Genomic DNA, 20,286 nt, shown 5'->3' with positions numbered 1-20,286 from the left:
GTCACCACTTCTGTTTCCGCTCAAAGGCCAATATCTCCGGCAGGTTGCGCAGGAAAGCCAGGATGCTGTGGGGCGATTTCCAGAGCATCTTCGTGTAGCCCCAGTGAATGCGGGTGCGGTGGTAGAAGCGGCGGATGAATTCGTTGTAGAGCCCTTCCAGCTGTTCCTTGGTCATCCCTGCGGGCACGAAGACGAAATTCATGCAGTTCATCAATTCCCAATTCTCGTCGAACTCACCCTGTTGGCGGATGGTCTTGTAGACCGGCGCACCGGGGAAGGGGGTGAACTTGGTGACGTTGATCTCTTCCAGCGGCAGGGAGAGGGCATAGTCGATGGTGCGGCGGATGGCGGCCTCGTCCTCCCCCGGCAGACCGATCATGAAGAGCCCCTTGACCCGCATGCCCGCCTTTTTGACCATCTGCAGCTTTCTGCCCACTTCGCCCAGGCCGTAGAACTTGCGATGTTTCTTGAGCACCTCCGGGTCGCCCGATTCGATGCCGAAGTTGACCTGCCAGCAGCCGGAACGCTTGAGCAAGGCCAGGAGCTCCTCATCCATGTGCTCCAGCCGGGCGATGCAGTTGTAGGTGACCTTGAGCCCCTTTTTCTCCTTCAAGTCGCAGAATTCCGCAACCCGCTTGCGGTCGAAGGTGAACAGGTCGTCGTAGAAAAAGACGTGGCGGATGCCGTAGTCGCGGTTGAGCATGGCCACATGTTCCACGATGTACTCGGGCGAGTTGAAACGGAAGCCGCGGGAGAAGACCGAACGGTCGCAGTAGGAGCAGGCATAGGGACAGCCGCGGCTGGAGATGATGCTGGTATTGGGGGCCGTGGGAAAGCTGAACAGCGGCAGGGTGTAGCGCTTGGGGAAGCCGGGCAGCAGGTGATAGGCGGGGAAGGGGAGATCGTCCAGGTTGGCGATCAGCTCCCGGGGGCCGGTGAACACCCCCTTGCCGTCGCGGCGGAAAGCGATGCCGGGCAGGGACTCCACCTCCCTGAAACCGGCTTGGGCCAGTTCCAGCATGGTTTGCTCCCCCTCGCCGATCACCAGGTAGTCGATGGCCGGGAAGTCGTCCAAAAGCGGGGCGCCCATGGTACAGGGATGGGCGCCGCCGAAAACCGTGACGATCCGGGCGTCCCGCTCCTTGATGGCGCAGGCGATGCGGTACCCTTCCCGGAAAGCGGAGGTGGTGGTGGAAAATCCCACCGCATCGGGATTGCGGCGGATGACCTCGTCGGCCAGGTCGTCAACCCCCAGAGGGGTTGCGTAGCAGTCGATGATCTCGACTTCGATGCCGTGGCGCTCGAGCCAGGCGGCGATACTCATGATCCCCAGGGGGGGCATGATATTGAAGATGGTGGTAATGTCCTGCACCCCCGGCATGAAGTTGCTGCCGTGGGGGTGGATGAAGATTACTTTCACTCAACGACCTCCAGGATGCCTTCCATGCCCTTGTCCCGGTGGCTGGCAAGGAAAGGCGGCTTTTTGTCGCAGTAGAACGGATAGCTGCCCACCTTGGTGGGGGTGAAGGCGATGACCTTCGGGTCGCGGGAGAGTGATTCGTTGACCCTGATGCTGGCCTCGGGGGCGTCGATGACGATGTTATGGGGGATGACCCAGCCGTCCTTGTGCACCAGCATCTCCACCGGTTGATTGATCTTGACCACGATGTGGCGCGGTTTGAAGAAGTAATCGCTTCCCAGTACCTCCACCCGCTGGACGCCATCCTTGTCCATGGGCACGATGAACGGAGGATCGTCGGCGGAAACGGCTGCCGCGGCAAGCAGGAACAACAGGCCGGCAATAATTGTTTTCATGGCGTATACCTCCTCGCGCACCGCCTCCCTGTCCAGCCCGGAACAGGCAAAGCATTAACCGTGCGCCATTATTTTATAGACTAGCATAGCCGATCGCAAATGCCATGCATTTATTGGCGAAAGCGCGTCCTGAAAAGCGGTACTCCTCCTTTGACAATTGCCGCAAAATAGGCCATAGTCTACCGGTCCATACCGGTATGATAACAGCGGAGCAGCAATGCAGCAGCGTGCCATCACCCCCGAAAAAAGCGACGACGATCTCCAGTTCGACGCCACCCTGCGGCCCCGTGCCCTGGCGGACTACATCGGCCAGGAAAAGATCAAGGGCAACCTGCGGCTGTTCATCGATGCCGCCAAGGGGAGGGGGGAGGCGTTGGACCATGTCCTGCTCTACGGCCCCCCGGGACTTGGCAAGACTACCCTGGCCAATATCGTGGCCTGCGAGATGGGGGTCAACATCAAGTCCACCTCCGGGCCGGTCATCGAGCGTCCCGGCGACCTGGCGGCCATTCTGACCAACCTGGAACCCCACGATGTGCTCTTCATCGACGAGATCCACCGGCTGTCCCATGTGGTGGAGGAGATCCTTTACCCGGCCATGGAGGATTTTCAACTGGACATCATCATCGGCCAGGGACCGAGCGCCCGCAGCATCAAGCTCGATCTGCCGCGTTTCACCCTGGTGGGGGCCACCACCAGGGCCGGTCTGCTCTCCTCGCCGCTGCGCGACCGCTTCGGCGTGATCTCCCGCCTGGAATTCTACACCGACCAGGAACTGGCCACCATCATCAGCCGCTCCTCCCATATCCTGGGGATGGATATCGAACCCCAGGGCGCCATCGAACTCGCCCGGCGCAGTCGCGGCACCCCCCGTATCGCCAACCGCCTCCTGCGGCGGGTGCGGGATTTTGCCCAGGTGCGGGCCAACGGCGTCATCACCCGTACGGTTGTTCAGGATACGCTCGCGCTGCTGGAGATCGACGGGATGGGCTTCGACCAGATGGACCGCATGATCCTTCTGACGATCATCGACAAGTTCGCCGGCGGCCCGGTGGGGCTGGACACCATCGCCGCGGCCATCGGTGAGGAGAGCGACACCATCGAGGATGTGTACGAACCGTTTCTGATTCAGAACGGCTTCCTGAACCGCACCCCGCGCGGCCGGGTCGCCACCCGCGCCGCCTATCTGCACTTCGATCGCATGGCGCCTGAATCACCCCAAGGGAACCTGTTCTGACCATGCAGCAGTTTTTCGATTTCCCCATAACACCCGCATACAGCTTCGACAGCTTCGTCACGTGTGACGGCAATGCCGCGGCGCTCCAGTTCGCCCGACGCATCGCCGACGGCGCCGATGCCGAAAACCTGCTTTACCTGCACGGTCCGGCCGGTTCCGGCAAGACGCATCTGCTCCGATCCATCGCCCATTCCCTCGCTCCCGCTGAAGCGACCTGCTACCTGTCGTGCCGCGACAGCTTTTCCGCCCGGGATCTGGTTGCCCGCTTCGACGGCGCACCGGCCCTGGTGGTGGACGACCTGCACCTGCTCCCCGACGAGGCCGCCCTGCGGGCCGCCCTGTGGCAGGTGTTCAACGATTTCTATTCCAGCGGCCGGAAAGTGGCCCTGGCCGGCCTCCTGCCGCCGCGGGAACTGCCCCACCTGGACGACCACCTGATCTCGCGCCTTTTGTGGGGTCTGGTCGCCCGCGTGGACGCCTCCGACGATCATTCCCGGCGCATGATCCTGAAAAAGATCGCCGATGACCGCCAGGTGCGGGTGCCGGACGATGTGGTCGATTATATCCTGATGACCGCCAGCCGTGAGGTCGGCGCCCTGATCGAGACCTTTGAGGCGCTGTTCCGGCTTTCCATGGCCGAACAGCGCCGCATAACGCTGCCCTTGGCGCGCCAATCCCGCGAACTGATGGTGAGCAGGGGGGAACCCCATGACCCCTCCTTTTCATAATCGCCTGAAGACCCCGGAAGAGGTCGAGCTTGAACGCAAGCAGCGTGAAGCAAAGCGTTATCAACTGGAACTGAACGACTGGGAACGGATGTTTTCCGGTCTCAAGGCCGAGATCCGCACCTTTGAACAGCTCTACGAGGATACCGTGGGTGGGCGGATCACCGTGCTGGAAGAGCTGGAATGGCAGCTCAACGGCATACTCGGTACCGAAAAGACGCCTCCCCGCCAGGAACAGCCGCCGGATGAGCAGGCGTTCAGTCATTTTCAGCACACAACCGACCTGCTGGACGATGAAGAGGATGGCCAGCCCGATACCTCTTCCATGAGCCTCAAGTCGCTCTATCGCGGGGTTGCCAAGGCGGTGCACCCCGACCTGGCCTCGGACGAAGCGGACCGTCTGCGGCGCCAGGAGCTGATGGCCGTCGCCAACCAGGCCTACGAATCGGGCGACCGCAAGTCCCTGGAAGAGCTGTTCTGGGACTGGGAGGTCGGGACCGGAACCGTCACCGGCAAGGATGTCGCCTCGGAACTGATACGGGTCATCCGCCAGATCGCCCGGCTCCAGCAGAACATCCACGCCGTCATCCTCCAGATCGACGAGTTGAAGCAGACGGATATCTATCGCTTCAAGCTGCGGGTGGACGAGGCCCATGCCGACGGCATCGATCTCTTGGCCGAGATGGTTGCCAAGGCGGACGAGGACATCGCCCACCTGCGCAAACGGCTGTCGGTACTGCGGGGTGAGGAAGCCGTGACCGAGCCGGCAAACTCCCCCCATGTGAAAACGCGGGTCATCCGCTTTCCTGCCGACAAGAGTTACGGCACGCTCTATGTCCGCAACATCGGCTCCACGGACTACCGCGATTGGCAATGGCTGGGCAGCGCGCGGGGCGTCAAGGAGGTGTTCCTGGGCAAGGGGGTGCGGCTGGACGTGAAGGGGGTGGACGGCAATGGGCTGGATTTTCTGGACAGCATGCAGCCGGAGGACCTTCAGGCCCTGTTCCTGAACGACATCGGCGACAGCGCCCTGCCGCATGTCACGCGCCTTACGGGACTTCAGGAGCTGTGCCTCTCCAATACCACCATCAGCGAGGAGGGGCTGGCCCAACTCGCTTCGCTCGGAGAACTGCAACGCGTCTATATCTATCACACCGCGGTCGGCGACCAGGGGCTCCACAAGCTGACCAGCCTCCCGGGGTTGAAATGGCTGACCTGCAGCGGCACCCAGATCAGCGAAGAAGGCCTGAACAGCTTCCGCCGGGCAATGCCCGACTGCAAGGTCGTCAACTTCAAGTGGCGCTACGATAAATAGGGCCGCGATGGCGCCCTGACTTCGCAGGCCCCGCTGCTTCAACCGTATTCGCCCGCCCCCTTCCCATTTTCCGCACGCTGTTGTAGTATGCACGCCCCAAAAAACACACATGAACAGGAAACAACATGCCCGTCAGCAAGGAACAGCTCACTACGATCATTCGCGCAATCATCGAAGAAACCTCACTCACCCCACAGCAGGTCGCAAATACCGTTGAACTCTTGCAGGAGGGGGCAACGGTCCCCTTTATCGCCCGGTACCGCAAGGAACACACCAATGAACTGGATGAGGTCCAGATCCGTGCCATAGAAGAGCGCTTCGCCTATTTCTGCGAACTCGAGGAACGCAGGCAGACGATCCTCAAATCCATCGAGGAACAGGGAAAACTGACCCCGGAGTTGCGGGAGCGGATCGAAGCCACCCGCCAGAAGACCGAGCTGGAGGATCTCTACCTCCCCTACAAGCCCAAGCGGCGCACCAAGGCCACCATCGCCCGCGAGCGGGGGCTGGAGCCGCTGGCCGACCTCGTGGCGGCCCAAGGGGTGACTGCCGGAACGCCGGAGGATGCAGCCCAGGCCTATGTTGACCCGGACAAGGGGGTGCCGGATGCGGCCGCGGCCTTGGAAGGTGCCGGACATATCCTGGCCGAGCGGCTGTCCGACGACGCCGACGCCCGGGCCATGGTGCGGCGCCTGACCTGGGAACAGGGGGTGTTCAACTCGCGGGTGGCTGCCGACAAGAAGGATCAGGTCACCAAGTTCGAGATGTACTACGACTATCAGGAGCCGTTGAAGGCGATCCCTTCCCATCGTATGCTGGCCATGCGGCGCGGCGAGAAGGAAGAGGTGCTTTTCCTCGCCATCACGGCACCGCTGGAGCAGATCCTGGCCGGTTTGAAGTCCCGCCTGATCCATGCCGACAGTATCTTTACCCCGCTTCTGGAAGGGGTGGCCGAAGACGCGTACAAGCGCCTGATAGCCCCCTCCATCGAGGTGGAACTGCGCCTGGAGTCCAAGAATCTGGCCGACGAGGTGGCCATCCGGGTTTTCGGCGGCAATCTGCGCAATCTGCTGTTGGCCCCGCCGGCAGGCGGCAAGCGGGTGCTGGGCATCGACCCGGGTCTGCGCACCGGATCCAAGCTGGCGGCGGTGGACGGCACCGGCCGTTTTCTGGAACATGTCACCATCTACCCCCATACCGGCGCGGCGCGGGTGCCCCAGGCCAGACAGGATCTGCTGCGCCTGGTGGAAACGCACACCATCGAGATGATCGCCATCGGCAACGGCACGGCCGGCCGGGAAATGGAGCTGTTTGCCAAGGAAACGCTGGCGGAGGCGGGCAGGCACGTGCCGGTGGTGATGGTCAGCGAGGCGGGGGCCAGTGTCTATTCGGCCTCGGATATCGCCCGGGAGGAGTTCCCGGACCTGGACCTGACGGTGCGGGGTGCCATATCCATCGCCCGAAGGCTCCAGGACCCGCTGGCCGAACTGGTCAAGATCGACCCCAAGAGCATCGGCGTGGGGCAATACCAACACGATGTGAACCAGACCATGCTGAAGAAGGCCCTGGACGATGTGGTCGAGTCGTGCGTCAACTATGTCGGGGTGGATCTGAACACCGCCTCATGGGCGCTTTTGTCCTACGTTTCCGGTGTGGGGCCGGCCCTGGCCAAGGCGATTGTCGGGCACCGCGACCGGCAGGGGGCTTTCCCGTCCCGCAAGGCGCTCATGGAGGTGCCCCGCTTCGGCGCCAAGGCCTTCGAACAGGCCGCCGGGTTCCTGCGCATCCGCAACGGCATTCACCCCCTGGACAATACCGCCGTGCATCCCGAACGCTATGCGTTGGTGGAGGCCATGGCCGCGGATCAGGGGGTAACGCTGGCCCAGCTTGCCGCCGACCCGGCACTGGTGGCCGGCATCGACCTCAACCGCTACGTGAGCGACGGCGTCGGCATGCCGACGCTGCGGGACATCATGGAGGAGTTGAAAAAACCGGGGCGCGACCCGCGCAGCCAGTTTCAGACCGCCAGTTTCCGGGACGACATCCGGGAGATAACCGATCTTCAGGAAGGGATGATTCTGCAGGGGGTGGTGACCAACGTGACCGCCTTCGGCGCCTTTGTGGACATCGGGGTTCATCAGGACGGCCTGGTGCATATCAGCCACCTGGCAAGCCGCTATGTCAAGGATCCGAACGATGCGGTCACGGTGGGGCAGGTGGTCAAGGTCAAGGTGTTGTCGGCGGATGCGCAGCGCAAGCGGATCGCGCTTTCCATCAAGGAGGCCGAGGCGGGCGGGGGGGCAAAGCCTCAGCCTCAGCGCAGCCCGAAACCGGCGGCGGCGCAGGAGGCGAAAACGAAAAACGGCCTCGATCTCAGCGCCATGGAGAAGGCCGGCTTCCGGGTCAAACGGAAGTAAGGGCAAACTAAAATCGGCAATTCTGCCGCAGAGACACGGAGACACAGAGGTTCACAGAGAAAAGTAAAAAATCGTTTTCTTGTTTGCCTTACTCCTGATTTTCTCTGTGTCTCCGTGGCAGATTTCATAGATTTTCTCATCTTATTCTCCGCGTCCCTGTGGCTCTGCGGCAAACATTCAGGTTGTTTTATCCCTCGATCCTCGGGAACAGGGCTTCGGCCTTGGTAATCGCCGTCCCTTCCTTCAGCCCTCCCCAGGACAGACCGACCAATTCCTTTTCCTCCCCGCATCCCAGGCTGGCAAGGGCCTTCTCCGCCGTGGCCGGCAGGAAGGCCGACAGGATGATGTGCACGATGCGCTGGGATTCCAACAGGCAGTACATGACCGTGGTCAACCGCTCCTTGAGGGCCGGGTCCTTGGCCAGGGTCCAGGGGGCCGACTCGTCGATGTACTTGTTACCCGCCGCGATTACCTCCCAGATGGCCTGGAGCGCCTTGCTGAAAGCCAGGTCGTTCATGCAGGCATCCACGGCGACGATCATCTCTTCGGTGCGCCTTTTCAGGGCCACGTCGCTGGCGTTCAACTCCTCCGGGGCGGGGAGGATGCCGTCGAAGTACTTGACCGCCATGGCCGTTGACCTGCTGAGCAGGTTGCCCAGGTCGTTGGCCAGGTCGGAATTGATCCGCTGGACCAGGGCGGCGTGGGAGAAGTCCCCGTCCAGGCCGAAAGGCACCTCGCGCAAAAGGAAATACCTGACCGCGTCCACGCCGTACTTGTCGATCAGCATGTTGGGTTCGACCACGTTCTGCAGGCTCTTGCTCATCTTCTGTCCTTCGATGGTCCACCAACCGTGGGCAAAAACCTTTTCCGGCAGGGGCAGGCCGGCCGCCATCAGGAAGGTGGGCCAGTACACGGCGTGGAAGCGCAGGATGTCCTTGCCGATGAGGTGCACGTTGACCGGCCAGAAGCGTTTGTAGTCCTCGGACGCTTCGGGGTAGCCCAGGGCCGTGATGTAGTTGGTGAGGGCATCGAACCAGACGTAGATGACATGCTTGTCGTTGCCCGGCACCGGGATGCCCCAGGTAAAGGTGGTGCGCGACACGGAGAGGTCGCGCAGCCCCTCCTTGACGAAGGAGATGATCTCGTTGCGCTTGCTTTTGGGCTGGATGAAGTCGGGATGGGAGTCGATATGGGCCAGGAGCTGGTCCTGGTACTTGCTCATACGGAAGAAGTAGGACTCCTCCTTCAGCTTTTCCACCGGCCGGTTGCAGTCGGGGCAGCGGCCGTCGATCAGTTGGGTTTCGGTCCAGAAGGTTTCGCAGGGGGTGCAGTACCAGTCCTCGTATTCGCCCAGGTAGATGTCCCCCTTTTCAAGGATATCCTTGAAGATATGGCTTACGCCCTTTTTGTGGCGTTCCTGGGTGGTCCTGATGAAGTCGTTATTGGAGATCCCCAGACGTTCCCAGAGCGCCTGGAAACGCTTCACCACCCGGTCGGCCAGCTCCAGAGGCGTTTCGCCGGCGGTCGTGGCGGCCTTTTCCACCTTCTGGCCGTGCTCGTCGCTGCCGGTCAGAAAGTAGACGTCGTATCCCATCAGGCGCTTGTAGCGGGCCAGGACGTCGGCCGCCACCGTGGTGTAGGCGTGGCCGATGTGGGGTACGTCGTTGACGTAGTATATGGGGGTGGTGAGGTAGAACGTTGGTTTCATGTCATGCTCCCGGAGTTGTTGGCGTTGGAGTTGTGCCGGCATCGGGCTTGTCGCCCTGTTTGCGGCGGTGACCGTGTTTGCGGTGCCGGTTTCTGCGGCGCCCGTCCTGTTTCTTCTGGCCATCCTGCACCTCGTCACCGCTGGCCTCAATGGCTGGGTGGGGAGCGCCGGCGCGCTTGCCCTCCTCCCGCTTCTCTTCCTTCTGCTGGGGAGCCGGAGGCGGGGATGACGGCTGGCGCTGATGGTGCTTGCGCTCACGCTGCTCGCGGCGCGCCTCGGGTTGCGGGGCCGCCGCGGCCGCAGGCGGGGCGGGAAGCGACTCGGCGGCGCTGTCGCTCAGGATTTCATCGCGCCTGATGGTGATCTGTTTGTTGTCGTCGAGCCTGAGGGTAATGTTGCCGGTCAGGATGTTGATCTTGTCGATGACGCCGACGGCGGTGGGGGTACGCACCCGTTTTCCGCATTTGGGGAAATTCTTCCGCAGGCAGCAGTAAGTCTCGTATTCGTAGTCCAGGCAGCAGAGCAGGCGGCCGCATTGCCCCGATATCTTGCTGGGGTTCAGGGCCAGGTTCTGCTCCTTGGCCATCTTGACCGACACCGGCTGGAACTCGCGCAGGAACGAGCAGCAGCACAGTTCCCGGCCACAGATGCCGATCCCGCCGATCATTTTGGATTCGTCGCGTACGCCGATCTGGCGCATCTCGATGCGGGTGTGGAAGGTGTGGGCCAGGTCCTTGACCAGATCGCGGAAGTCAACACGGCCGTCGGCGGTAAAATAGAATACGGCCTTGCTGCTGTCGAACTGGTATTCCACCCGCACCAGCTTCATCGGCATGGCACGCTCCATGATCCGTTTGAGGCAGAAGTCGAAGGCGTTTTTTTCCAGTTGCCGGTTGCGCTCCTGGGTCGCCATGTCCTCCGGCGTTGCCTTGCGCCGGATGGTGGCCAGGTTTTCGGGCACCCCTTCGCTGCGTTCGACCGGCTCCCGCAAAACGGCGCCGATCCCCAGGCCCCGTTCGGTCTCCACGACGACCTTGTCGCCGGGGGCGAGATCGAGGTTGCCGGCGTCAAAATCGTACAACTTGCCGGCTGTTGAAAATTGTATGGCTACGATGCGTGGCAAAATATCTCCTTTTATTCCAAGCGACGGGTCCCGGGGTAATAAATCCATGTCGCGTCCCGGACCGATCCGTTGTGATGGCGCTGTTAATATGCCGTGGCGGCGATCCGCATGAACAGCCGGTCCAGGGCGAGCTTGCTGTTGGCGTTGCGCTGGACCGCCCGCCGGGTTTCCATGACATCTTCCAGTATCTGCAGGGTCCGCTGCAGGGGCCATTTGGCGGCAAAGCCCTCCAGCGCCGGGCGGGCCGCCGCGTTGACGATGGCGGTGCTGCCGGCCGCCAGGTGGGCGGTGTCCTGCATGAACGAGATCAGCATGTCCAGGGTTTCCAAGGTTTCGTCCCGGCTGGTGCCCAATTCCTCGGAAGCGTCGAAAATGGTGGCGATCCTGTCCCGGTCAAGTCCCGAAAGACGCGCCAGCAGGGTATCCTTGCGGGTGCCCAGGGCGTCGTTGTCCAGCTCCATGGCGCGCTGGATGCTCCCCCCGGCCATGGGGGCCAGCAGTTCGGCAGTCTCGGGAGCCATGCCGTGTCGTTCCAGCAAGAGCCGGACGTTCTCGGGAGACAGGGCCGAAAAACGAATCAACTGGCAGCGGGAACGGATGGTCGGCAGCAGCATGCCGGCGTTCTCGGTTAAGAGGATGATGATGGCATTGCCGGGAGGCTCTTCCAGGGTCTTGAGCAGCGAATTGCCGGCCGACGGGTTAAAGCGTTCGGCCGACTCGATGATGCAGGCCTTGCGTGGCGCCTCGTAGGGGCGCAGGGCGAGGTCGCGCTGCAATTCCCTGACCTGTTCGATCTTGATGAACTGGCCGTCCGGCTCGATGTAATGGATGTCGGCATGGGAGCCGGCGGCCACCTTGCGGCACGAAGCGCAGGCGCCACAGGCGTCGTCCTCCCGTTCCGTGCAGAAGATGGCCTGCACCAGGGCGCGGGCGGTCGTCTTGCGGCCACAGCCGGCCGGCCCCTCGAACAGGTAGGAGTGGGAGGTCTTCCCGGATGCAAGCGCCCGGCGGAATACCTCCACGACCCGCTCATGTCCCACGATGTCAGCGAACGGCATGATGCAGTTCCTCCAGGCGCGAAGACACCTGGGGGGTGATGGCGGCGGCGATCCGCTCAACCGAACCGCTGCCGTCCACAATCAGAAAACGGTGCGGCTCTCCGGCCGCCAGGGCCAGATAACCATCCCGGACCCGCTGGTGAAAGGCCAGGGCCTCCAGTTCGAAACGCTCTTCGCGGGGGCCGCTGGATGCCTCGATCCTGCGGCGTGCGCGCTCCAGCCCCTGGGCAGGGTCGCAGTCGATCAGCACGGTCAGGTCCGGGCGTACGCCTCCGCATGCCAGGCTGTTCAGTGTGTCAACGGTCCCCCGGTCGATACCCCTTCCGCTGCTCTGATAGGCGATGGTGGCGTCGGTGAAGCGGTCGCACAGCACCACGTTCCCCCCGTCCAGGGCCGGTTTGACGACCTCGCCCACATGCTGGGCCCGGGCGGCGGCGTAGAGCAGCAGCTCGGCGTGGGGCAGCATGGCGCGATTGCCGGCATCCAGGAGGATGCTTCGGATCTGGTCGGCAATGGCGCAGCCGCCCGGTTCCCGCGTCAGCGTGACATGCCGGCCGGCGGCTTTCAGGCGCTCGGCCAGCAGCCTGATCTGGGTGGTCTTGCCGCACCCCTCGATGCCTTCGAATGTGATGAAATAGCCCACGCCCATCCCTTGGTGCCGATTATCTGCAAATGCTGAATTATAGGCGAGTTGTCGTGAATTCGCAACTGAATTCCTATTCGCATGTGCATAATCGAAGTATGCCCGGCACCATGCTTTCTGTTGCCAAACTCAGGCGGCATGGCTATAGTTTCAGCATTAGGAGAACCGCAACGTGACGATAGACTACACCCAACTGGAAGAGCGGCTTACATACATTTTCCGGGACCGCAGCCTGGCGTGCCGCGCCTTGACGCATCCCTCCTGGCAGCATGAGCGCAGCGGCGTGGCCGGCGACGATTACCAGCGCCTGGAATTCCTGGGTGATGCCGTGCTGGGCATGGTGCTGGCCGAGATGCTCTATTCCCGTTTTCCCGATTGGAATGAAGGCGACCTGTCCCGTTTCCGGGCGCACTTGGCAGGGCAGGGGACCCTGGCCGGCCTGGCACGCTCCCTTGATTTGGGCAGTTTTATCCGTCTGGGACGGGGCGAAGAGCAGACCTTGGGGCGCAGCAAGGAATCGATCCTGTCGGACGTCCTTGAGGCGCTCATTGCCGCCGTCTATCAGGACGGCGGACTCGAGGCGGCCCGTACCCTGGTGTCCCGTCTGTTCGGCGACCTGCTTGCCGCACCCGGTTGCCGGGAGGCGGGGCGGGATGCCAAGAGCGAATTGCAGGAGCTGCTCTCGGCCAGGGGGCTGCCGCCACCGGAATACCGGCTGAGTGCAGAGTCCGGCCCCCCCCATGACCGGTCGTTCCATTTTCAGTTGCTGGTGGGTGGCGACGTGACGGGAGAGGGCGAGGGGAGATCGAAAAAGACAGCCCAGCAGGCGGCGGCCGCACAGGCTCTGGAACGGCTTTCGTCCAAGCGGGAATGCTGACGTGACAACGGTCACGGTCCCCTTTTTCATCAGCCACCAGGGGTGCCCCCACGCGTGCGTGTTCTGTGACCAGCGCGTCATTTCCGGCTCCTGCGGCAGCCTGCCGGACCGCCAGCAGATAGGCGCCGCCATCGGCTCCTGGCGGCGCTCCGCCTCCGGCCGCCCCTTGGAGGTGGCCTTTTTCGGCGGCAGCTTTACCGCCCTGCCGGAGCGGGTGCAGGATGAACTGCTGGCCTCTGTTCGGCCCTTTCTGGAGGAGGGCGTTGTCCGGTCGGTCCGGATTTCCACCCGGCCGGACTGCCTGGATGGTGCCGTGGTACGTCGCCTGGCCGGTCAAGGTGTCGCTGTCGTCGAGATCGGCGTGCAATCCATGGACGATGATGTTCTGGCGTTGAGTGGCCGGGGACATGGTGCTGCCGCGTCCGTGGCCGCCCTGCGCTGCATCAAGGAAGAGGGGCTTGTTGCCGGGGCGCAGTTGATGCCCGGCTTGCCGGGCGACAGCACCACGAGCGCCCTCGGGTCGCTGGAACGGGTGATTGTAGCCGGGGCCGATTTTGTGCGGCTCTATCCCGTCGTCGTGCTGGAGGGGACGCCGCTGGCCCAAAGCTATCGGGCGGGTGACTATCGCCCCCTGGATCTGGAACAGGGCATTGCGCTCTGCAAACAGCTTCTGCATCGCGCCCTGCGGTCCGGGATCGATGTCATCCGCATCGGCCTCCAGGCCGGCGATGGGTTGAACGACGCGACGGTCGTGGCCGGTTGCTGGCATCCGGCGCTTGGCCAGTTGGTGCGTTCGGAGCTGTATTTTGACCTGGTGAGGCAGATCGCTTCGGCTCTGCCCGGTGATGCGCCTTTCGGGATAACCTGCCATCCATCGCGGCTCTCGGATGTGGTCGGACAGAAGCGGCGCAATCTGACGCGTCTGCGGCCGCCCGGTGTCCCGATTCGGCTTGATCCGGATAATTCCCTTTCAGTTGAGGAAGTTGCGGTCGAATACCTGGGGCAATGCTTTAGAGGTAATATTGTAACAGATTTGAATTACAACATCAGCGAGGTGTGAATCATGCGCAAAGAATCATTGGCATTTCTGGAAAAACTTCTCGACGCCCCCAGTCCTTCCGGCTATGAGCAGCCGGCGCAGCGGGTCTTCCGCGACTATGTCGCCCCCTACTGCGACGAGTTGACCACCGATGTTATGGGCAATGTTTTTGCCCGTATCGCCGGCAAGGGGAAGGACCTGCCACGGGTCATGATCGTGGGGCATACGGACGAGATCGGTCTGCAGGTCAAGTACATCGACGACAAAGGATATCTCTACTTTGCCGCCGTGGGCGGAGTGGACGCCCATCTGACCCCCGGCAAGCGGGTCAATATCCATACGGCGGGCGGTCCTTTGGCCGGTGTCATCGGCAAGAAGCCGATCCATCTTATGGATGCCAAGGACCGGGAAACCGTGGTCAAGCTGGAGGCCCAGTACATCGACATCGGGGCCAAGGACAAGAAAGAGGCCCAGAAGCTGGTCAGGGTCGGTGATGCGGTAACCTTCGAGAGCGCCTTCACCCGGCTGGCGGGTGATCGGGTGTCGTCGCGCGGCTTCGACGACAAGGCCGGCTGCTTCGTGGTGGCCGAGGTGTTGCGTCTGGTGGCGGCCGGCAAGAAAAAGCTGGCCGTGGATCTCTACGGCGTTTCATCCGTCCAGGAGGAGATCGGCCTGCGGGGCGGCACCACCAGTTGTTATACCGTCAACCCGGATGTGGGTATCTGCGTCGAAGTGGATTTTGCCACCGATCAGCCGGACGTGGAAAAGAAACACAACGGCGAAGTCGCCCTGGGCAAGGGGCCGATCCTGACCCGCGGGGCCAATATCAACCCCCATCTCTTCGACCTGCTCTCCACGGCGGCCGAAAAGGAAAAGATCGACGTGCAGCACACCGCCAATCCCCGGGCCACCGGCACCGACGCCAACGTCATGCAGGTCTCCCGCAACGGCGTGGCCACGGCCCTGGTCAAGATTCCGCTCCGCTACATGCACACTCCGGTGGAAACCGTTTCCCTGGGGGATCTTGAGGATGCCGCCAAGCTCATCGTGGCTACGCTGGAACGGATTACGTCGCGGGAGGAGTTCATCCCGCGCTGATCTGTCGCACCCGGTTGCCGCAGGGGTGCAGAGAGCGCCGCCCGATTGTAATGTTGCAGAGGTACTGCTTGAGCGGATTTAAAGTGTTGTTTGACGAGGGAGAGCAGGGGGGAACCCTGCTCTCCCTCGTGCTTTCTTTTCATGTATTAAGCATGAAATACCGACGACTCGCCGGGTTAATCCCCTGAAATGGTCAATAGTTTGCCCGATTCACCCCGAGCTTTGCCATCCGGCTCCTCAGCGTGCTGGGATTTATGCGCAGCAACTCTGCCGCACCATTCTTGCCGTTAATCCTTCCCTTCGTGAATTCAATGGTTTTTCCGATATGCAGGGCCATGGCTTCGTCGAGGCTTACCGGTTCCAAGTCTTCCCGGTCCATATGTGGTGGCGGTTGTTCTTTCCTGGCAGAGGGAAGGGCCGCAAGCGATTCAAAAGTGAGAAAGTCCCCCTTGTACCGGATCAGTTCGCGTTCCACAATATTTTGCAGTTCCCGCACATTTCCGGGCCAATCGTAACTCATGAGGCGCTCCAAGGCCCCCAGGGCAATGGCCGGCACCTCGGCCAGACCGAGTTCCCGGCACTTTACCTGCACCAAGTGCCGTGTCAATGCCGGGATATCCTCCCGGCGCTGCCTCAGAGGAGGGATAAAAATCGGGAAAACGTTTATTCGGAACCACAGGTCCTCACGGAAACGGCCATCCGCGATCATTTGCTCAAGATTTCTGTGGGTTGCGGCGATGATCCTGATGTCGATGGGAATGGGCTTGGTCCCTCCAACTCTCTCCAACTCACGGGTTTGCAGCACCCGCAACAACCTTACTTGGGCCTGGGGGGGAAGCTCTCCGATCTCGTCCAGAAAAAGCGTCCCGCCGTGAGCCCGCTCAAAGCGTCCCCGTTTTTCCGTAAACGCCCCGGTGAAGGCCCCCTTCTCATGCCCGAAAAGTTCGCTGTCGATGAGCGTGTCCGAGATAGCACCACAGTTGACCTTGACAAAGGGGCCGTTGCACCGCGTCGATCCGTAGTGGATGGCGTTTGCGATTACTTCTTTGCCGGTGCCGGTTTCTCCAAGCAGCAGCACGGTGTTGTTCAGTGGGGCAACCTGCCGCACCTGCTCCATTACGTTGCGCAGCCCACTGCCTTCTCCCACAATGTCATCCTGCAGGCTTGGCGAGAGTTCCCGTTGCAGGAAACGGTTATCGTCAAGGAGGACGTCGCGCAAGTGCAGCAGCTCCTGGTGGGCCAGGGCGTTTGACAGCGCGATAGCGATCGGCTCGGCAGCTACTCGAATCAAATCGACATGTTCTTTGCGGTAAACCCCATTGCTATTAGCCCTTAAAATGATGGTTCCTATCTTTTTCCCCTCGATGAACAGTGGCAGTGACAGGTCCGATTTCCCATCGTTATGGGTGAGTGCAGCAAATTTTCTCACCATGGGATCTGCATTTTCCGAATCCACGATTATTGGCCGGTCGACACTCTGGACCCAAGCCCAGATCTCCTTGGGAAGCGGCATGATCTCGGGCAACTTCGAGCCTCCCTGGCTCGCCGCATGCGCAATGCGGCGAATGGCCCCCAATAGCGGGTCGAGGATGTCGAGGAATATTTCGTCAACCGGCAAAACTTCTCGCAGGTACTGAAAACTGCGCTGGAAGGCAACGTTGATATCCAGGCTGCTGCAAAACCGTAACGTTACCTCGCGGAAAAACTCTTCCGGCCTGACATCCATAAATTGGCCTCCAATATCGATATATCGATACTATATGCTCTCTATCGGTATATCGCAACCATGATGTCGATATATCGATATATACCATTGCCAGTTGTTGCAACTATATGATTTTACAATAATACGTGTTTGGCACGCTTAACGCATTGTATCAAACAAACTGCGATAAGGAGGCAACCATGGCCAACATACTTTACATCACCTGTAATCTTAAATCCCGCGAACAATCGCACAGTCTCACTATCGGGAGCGAGTTTCTGACGAACTACTCGGAACGCCATCCGGAAGACAGAATAGACTTTCTGGATCTCTACCGTGACCATATTCAGCGTGTTGATGCTGATGTCTTGAACGGTTGGGACAAATTGCGTAATGGCGGCTCCCTTGATTCCCTGTCAGATGACGAACTGCGCAAAATAGGCAGGATTGGAAAGCTCGCAGACCAGTTCGTGGCCGCAGACAAATATGTCTTTGTGACGCCTATGTGGAACCTGGGCTTCCCGGCGGAGCTTAAGGTGTACATCGACACCGTCTGTGTGGTCGGCAAGACCTTTACCTATACGGAGCGTGGAGCGGTGGGGCTTTTACGCGGCATGGGGAAGAAATGTCTCCATATCCATTCCTGCGGCGGGTTCCATTGCGGAACCGGTGATGACCACTCGGTGCCTTACCTGAAGTCGGTGATGAACTTCATGGGGGTTGAAGATTTCAGGTCGGTTGTTGTGGAGGGGGTAGACGCCCTGCCGCATAAAGCAGAGGAATTCATGAACAGGGCTCTGGCGGAAAGCCGGGAAGCAGCCGCCCTGTTTTAGGCGGCGGGCGATTCCAGGCAGGAAGCGGTCAACAACAAAATATCACGCGACCATGGAAAAAGGAGATGAAATGGAAAGCCTCATTGCAAAAGCACTACAGTTGGAGACCGAGCCTGTTGCCCTGCTATACTCCGAGACCAAACCGGAGGGGGCAGCCCAGTTCGCACCCGGGACGGTAACATCGTGTGTGATGTACATGCTGGCATCCGCCGCCAAGGGGAAGGTGGCCGTTTTCGATCGTAAGACCTTTGGATGTTTCGGCGGCGGAGTTGGCCTTGGGTTTGGCAACACGTACGAACAATTTCCCGGCGGCGTCCCCGGCTTCTGCCGCTTCCTGTCCAGCGGCAATGAGAGCGCCCCAACCGGAAAGGCGATTGGGGAGGGCATGAAAGCGGCAGGCGTGCCCGGGTCGTTTGTCGAGATGTTCCTCCACGGCGAACGGTACAAAAAGACACCCGAGCTTGCCGACCGGTTCGTGAATGAACTTCCCATGGCGGATGTTTCGACGCCGTATGTTGTCATGAAGCCTCTTTCACAAGTCGATCCAGAGAAGGACAAGCCGGTTTCGGTGTCATTCCTGGTAAATCCGGATCAGCTTTCGGCGCTCGTTATCCTTGCCAACTATGATCGGCCGGGACAGGAGAACGTGGCGATCCCCTACGCTGCCGCGTGTCAGGTCATCGGCATCCTGTCGTATAACGAGGCGGCATCCGGGCTTCAACGCTGTCTTGTTGGCCTCACCGATATCTCCGCACGCAAAAACCTTAAAGGGCAAGGACTATCAGGCAAACTCACCTTTACGGTCCCCTTCCGCCGCCTGTGTGAAATGGAATCTCAGGTTCCCGGGAGTTTCTTCGAAAAGGAAACGTGGGAGAAGGTTGTCTCATGAACGGAAGAGGGGGCAAACAATAGCTGCTGCATAATGTCTGGAAATTCCGAAACGCGACCTCATATGACTTCGGCCGTTGCCCGCTCATGGCAATGAAGCAGCAGGGCGCCGCAAGCGGCGCCCTGCTCAGGTTGTCCATCCCTTTGTTCAGTATACCTTTTCGTTCGCCTTTTAGCTTGACTTACCCGATTCGCTGTACTAACTTCTATAAAATTAATCAAGCGAGGAGTTTGTATATGCCCTACGACAAGTTAACGGAAGGTCTTACCTTTGACGACGTCCTCCTTGTGCCTGCCCACTCTCTTGTTTTGCCCCGCGATGTCAACCTCTCCACCCGCCTGTCCCGCAACATTCCCCTGAACATACCGCTGGTCAGCGCCGCCATGGATACGGTTACCGAGGCCCGCACCGCCATCTGTATGGCCCGTGAAGGGGGGCTCGGCATCGTTCACAAGAATCTCAGCATCGAGGCCCAGGCCCAGGAAGTTGACAAGGTGAAGAAGAGCGAGTCGGGTATGATCGTTGACCCGATTACCATGCGGCCCAACCAGAAGATCAGCGAGGCGCTGGATCTCATGTCGCGCTACCGCATCTCCGGCGTGCCGATCACCAAGCCCAACGGCAAGCTGGTGGGGATTCTCACCAACCGCGACCTGCGTTTCGAAACGGATTACGACCTCCTCATATCAGCCCGCATGACCAAGCGCAATCTGGTGACGGTGCCGGTGGGCACCACCCTGGAACAGGCCAAGGAACACCTCAAGCATACCAGGGTCGAAAAATTGCTGGTGGTTGACGACGACCGCAACCTCAAGGGGCTGATCACCATCAAGGATATCGAAAAGGTCAAGAAGTATCCCAACGCCTGCAAGGACAGCCTGGGCCGCCTGCGGGTCGGCGCGGCAGTCGGGATCACGGCCGAGATGGAAGCCCGGATGGACGCCCTCATCAGGGCCGGGGTCGATGTCATCGTCATCGATACCGCGCACGGCCACTCCCAGGGGGTTATCGACGCCGTGATCCGGGCCAAATCGACCTTCCCCGGCGTCGAGATCATCGCCGGCAACATCGCCACGGCCGAAGCGGCCGAAGCGTTGATCAAGGCGGGCGCCGACGCCATCAAGGTCGGCATCGGCCCCGGCTCCATCTGCACCACCCGTATGGTGGCCGGCGTGGGCGTGCCGCAGATCACCGCCATTCACGAGTGTTCGCGCGTTGCCCACAAGCACGGCGTTCCGGTCATCGCCGATGGCGGCATCAAGTATTCCGGCGACCTGCCCAAGGCGATTTCGGCGGGCGCCGACAGCATCATGATCGGTTCGCTCTTTGCCGGGACCGAAGAATCGCCGGGCGATACGATCCTCTACCAGGGCAGGACCTACAAGAGCTATCGCGGCATGGGTTCCATCGGCGCCATGAAGGACGGGAGCAAGGACCGCTATTTCCAGTCCGATGTGGGCGAGGATGTGAAGCTGGTCCCGGAGGGGATCGAGGGGATGGTGCCGCTGCGCGGACCGCTTTCGGCCAATATCCACCAACTGATGGGCGGCCTGCGGTCGGGCATGGGCTATACCGGCTGCGGCACGATTCCGGATATGCAGGAGCGGAGCCGCTTCATCCGCATCACCGGCGCGGGCCTCAAGGAGTCCCATGTGCATGACGTGACGATCACGAAAGAGGCTCCGAACTACCGGGTCGGTAATTAGACGACGGCGGTTATTCACCACAAAGGCACAAAGAGCACAAAGGATTCAAAGGGTGAACGGCGCAAAGCGTATTCACCCGCAAGGTGAGTCCTGCCAAT

General features: G+C 61.0%; 17 protein-coding genes. 10 read left to right on the top strand and 7 right to left on the bottom strand.

Going from position 1 to position 20,286, the window contains the following annotated elements:
* Position 1 precedes the first annotated feature (1 nt).
* Complete coding sequence (locus FO488_RS09730; protein WP_149210386.1) at positions 2-1,420, bottom strand: B12-binding domain-containing radical SAM protein; 1,419 nt, start codon at positions 1,418-1,420, stop codon at positions 2-4.
* Positions 1,417-1,815, bottom strand: coding sequence for a cupredoxin domain-containing protein (locus tag FO488_RS09725; RefSeq protein ID WP_149210385.1), 399 nt, complete (start codon positions 1,813-1,815; stop codon positions 1,417-1,419). The genes FO488_RS09730 and FO488_RS09725 overlap by 4 nt, the downstream gene beginning before the upstream one ends.
* A 217-nt stretch (positions 1,816-2,032) precedes the next feature.
* Here FO488_RS09725 and ruvB point away from each other — a divergent pair, with 217 nt between their 5' ends.
* The 4 genes from ruvB (at position 2,033) to FO488_RS09705 (ending at position 7,509) form a co-directional block, all read left to right on the top strand.
* Entirely contained in the window at positions 2,033-3,052 is a 1,020-nt protein-coding gene (gene ruvB, locus FO488_RS09720) for a Holliday junction branch migration DNA helicase RuvB (protein ID WP_149210384.1), read from the top strand.
* A gap of 2 nt (positions 3,053-3,054) precedes the next feature.
* Positions 3,055-3,780, top strand: a complete 726-nt coding sequence (locus FO488_RS09715; protein ID WP_149210383.1) for a DnaA ATPase domain-containing protein — start codon at positions 3,055-3,057, stop codon at positions 3,778-3,780.
* A complete protein-coding gene (locus FO488_RS09710; RefSeq protein WP_149210382.1) occupies positions 3,761-5,092 on the top strand; it encodes a hypothetical protein in 1,332 nt (443 codons plus the stop codon). Before FO488_RS09715 ends, FO488_RS09710 begins: the two co-directional genes overlap by 20 nt.
* Before the next feature lie 125 nt (positions 5,093-5,217).
* Positions 5,218-7,509 (top strand): Tex family protein, encoded by a 2,292-nt coding sequence (locus tag FO488_RS09705; protein ID WP_149210381.1) that lies wholly within the window; start codon positions 5,218-5,220, stop codon positions 7,507-7,509.
* Between the two features lie 187 nt (positions 7,510-7,696).
* On the opposite strand, the gene metG is transcribed toward FO488_RS09705, so the two are convergent.
* The 4 genes from metG to tmk all read right to left on the bottom strand — a co-directional run bounded on the left by metG (position 7,697) and on the right by tmk (position 12,041).
* Entirely contained in the window at positions 7,697-9,217 is a 1,521-nt protein-coding gene (metG, locus tag FO488_RS09700; protein ID WP_240731839.1) for a methionine--tRNA ligase, read from the bottom strand.
* Position 9,218: 1 nt separating this feature from the next.
* A complete protein-coding gene (locus FO488_RS09695; RefSeq protein ID WP_149210379.1) occupies positions 9,219-10,340 on the bottom strand; it encodes a stage 0 sporulation family protein in 1,122 nt (373 codons plus the stop codon).
* Positions 10,341-10,423: 83 nt separating this feature from the next.
* Entirely contained in the window at positions 10,424-11,398 is a 975-nt protein-coding gene (gene holB / locus FO488_RS09690) for a DNA polymerase III subunit delta' (protein WP_149210378.1), read from the bottom strand.
* Positions 11,385-12,041 (bottom strand): dTMP kinase, encoded by a 657-nt coding sequence (gene tmk / locus FO488_RS09685; protein ID WP_149210377.1) that lies wholly within the window; start codon positions 12,039-12,041, stop codon positions 11,385-11,387. The genes holB and tmk overlap by 14 nt, the downstream gene beginning before the upstream one ends.
* Before the next feature lie 172 nt (positions 12,042-12,213).
* On the opposite strand from tmk, the gene rnc reads away from it, so the two are divergent.
* Genes rnc through FO488_RS09670 form a run of 3 tightly spaced genes read left to right on the top strand, consistent with a single transcriptional unit; the run spans position 12,214 to position 15,055 of the window.
* The gene (rnc, locus tag FO488_RS09680; protein WP_149210376.1) at positions 12,214-12,918 is read left to right on the top strand and encodes a ribonuclease III; all 705 of its coding nucleotides are present in this window, start codon (positions 12,214-12,216) and stop codon (positions 12,916-12,918) included.
* Position 12,919: 1 nt separating this feature from the next.
* Positions 12,920-13,978, top strand: a complete 1,059-nt coding sequence (locus FO488_RS09675; RefSeq protein WP_149210375.1) for an elongator complex protein 3 — start codon at positions 12,920-12,922, stop codon at positions 13,976-13,978.
* 3 nt (positions 13,979-13,981) lie between these two features.
* Complete coding sequence (locus FO488_RS09670; protein ID WP_149210374.1) at positions 13,982-15,055, top strand: M42 family metallopeptidase; 1,074 nt, start codon at positions 13,982-13,984, stop codon at positions 15,053-15,055.
* Between the two features lie 193 nt (positions 15,056-15,248).
* Here the strand turns inward: FO488_RS09670 and FO488_RS09665 are convergent, their stop codons facing one another.
* Positions 15,249-16,781 carry a sigma 54-interacting transcriptional regulator gene (locus FO488_RS09665; RefSeq protein ID WP_149210373.1) on the bottom strand — a complete coding sequence of 511 codons (1,533 nt, stop codon included), beginning with the start codon at positions 16,779-16,781 and terminating at the stop codon, positions 15,249-15,251.
* A 179-nt stretch (positions 16,782-16,960) separates the two neighbouring features.
* Between FO488_RS09665 and FO488_RS09660 the strand changes: the two genes are divergently transcribed.
* From FO488_RS09660 to guaB, 3 genes are all read left to right on the top strand, one after another.
* Positions 16,961-17,593, top strand: coding sequence for an FMN-dependent NADH-azoreductase (locus tag FO488_RS09660; RefSeq protein ID WP_149210372.1), 633 nt, complete (start codon positions 16,961-16,963; stop codon positions 17,591-17,593).
* 52 nt (positions 17,594-17,645) lie between these two features.
* Entirely contained in the window at positions 17,646-18,482 is an 837-nt protein-coding gene (locus FO488_RS09655) for a DUF169 domain-containing protein (protein ID WP_240732237.1), read from the top strand.
* Positions 18,483-18,718: 236 nt separating this feature from the next.
* Complete coding sequence (gene guaB / locus FO488_RS09650; RefSeq protein ID WP_149210371.1) at positions 18,719-20,188, top strand: IMP dehydrogenase; 1,470 nt, start codon at positions 18,719-18,721, stop codon at positions 20,186-20,188.
* Positions 20,189-20,286 lie beyond the last annotated feature (98 nt).

The organism is Geobacter sp. FeAm09, from assembly GCF_008330225.1.
GTDB lineage: Bacteria > Desulfobacterota > Desulfuromonadia > Geobacterales > Pseudopelobacteraceae > Oryzomonas.
The sequence above is the reverse complement of the archived record's forward strand: the minus strand, read 5'-3'. Positions and strand labels throughout refer to the sequence as shown.

Bases quoted from the DNA above. Each gene is read 5' to 3' on its own strand.
- FO488_RS09725 (WP_149210385.1), bottom strand. From the start codon at position 1,815: ATGAAAACAATTATTGCCGGCCTGTTGTTCCTGCTTGCCGCGGCAGCC.
- ruvB (WP_149210384.1), top strand. From the start codon at position 2,033: ATGCAGCAGCGTGCCATCACCCCCGAAAAAAGCGACGACGATCTCCAG.
- FO488_RS09715 (WP_149210383.1), top strand. From the start codon at position 3,055: ATGCAGCAGTTTTTCGATTTCCCCATAACACCCGCATACAGCTTCGAC.
- FO488_RS09710 (WP_149210382.1), top strand. From the start codon at position 3,761: ATGACCCCTCCTTTTCATAATCGCCTGAAGACCCCGGAAGAGGTCGAG.
- FO488_RS09705 (WP_149210381.1), top strand. From the start codon at position 5,218: ATGCCCGTCAGCAAGGAACAGCTCACTACGATCATTCGCGCAATCATC.
- metG (WP_240731839.1), bottom strand. From the start codon at position 9,217: ATGAAACCAACGTTCTACCTCACCACCCCCATATACTACGTCAACGAC.
- holB (WP_149210378.1), bottom strand. From the start codon at position 11,398: ATGCCGTTCGCTGACATCGTGGGACATGAGCGGGTCGTGGAGGTATTC.
- FO488_RS09670 (WP_149210374.1), top strand. From the start codon at position 13,982: ATGCGCAAAGAATCATTGGCATTTCTGGAAAAACTTCTCGACGCCCCC.
- FO488_RS09665 (WP_149210373.1), bottom strand. From the start codon at position 16,781: ATGGATGTCAGGCCGGAAGAGTTTTTCCGCGAGGTAACGTTACGGTTT.
- FO488_RS09660 (WP_149210372.1), top strand. From the start codon at position 16,961: ATGGCCAACATACTTTACATCACCTGTAATCTTAAATCCCGCGAACAA.
- FO488_RS09655 (WP_240732237.1), top strand. From the start codon at position 17,646: ATGGAAAAAGGAGATGAAATGGAAAGCCTCATTGCAAAAGCACTACAG.
- guaB (WP_149210371.1), top strand. From the start codon at position 18,719: ATGCCCTACGACAAGTTAACGGAAGGTCTTACCTTTGACGACGTCCTC.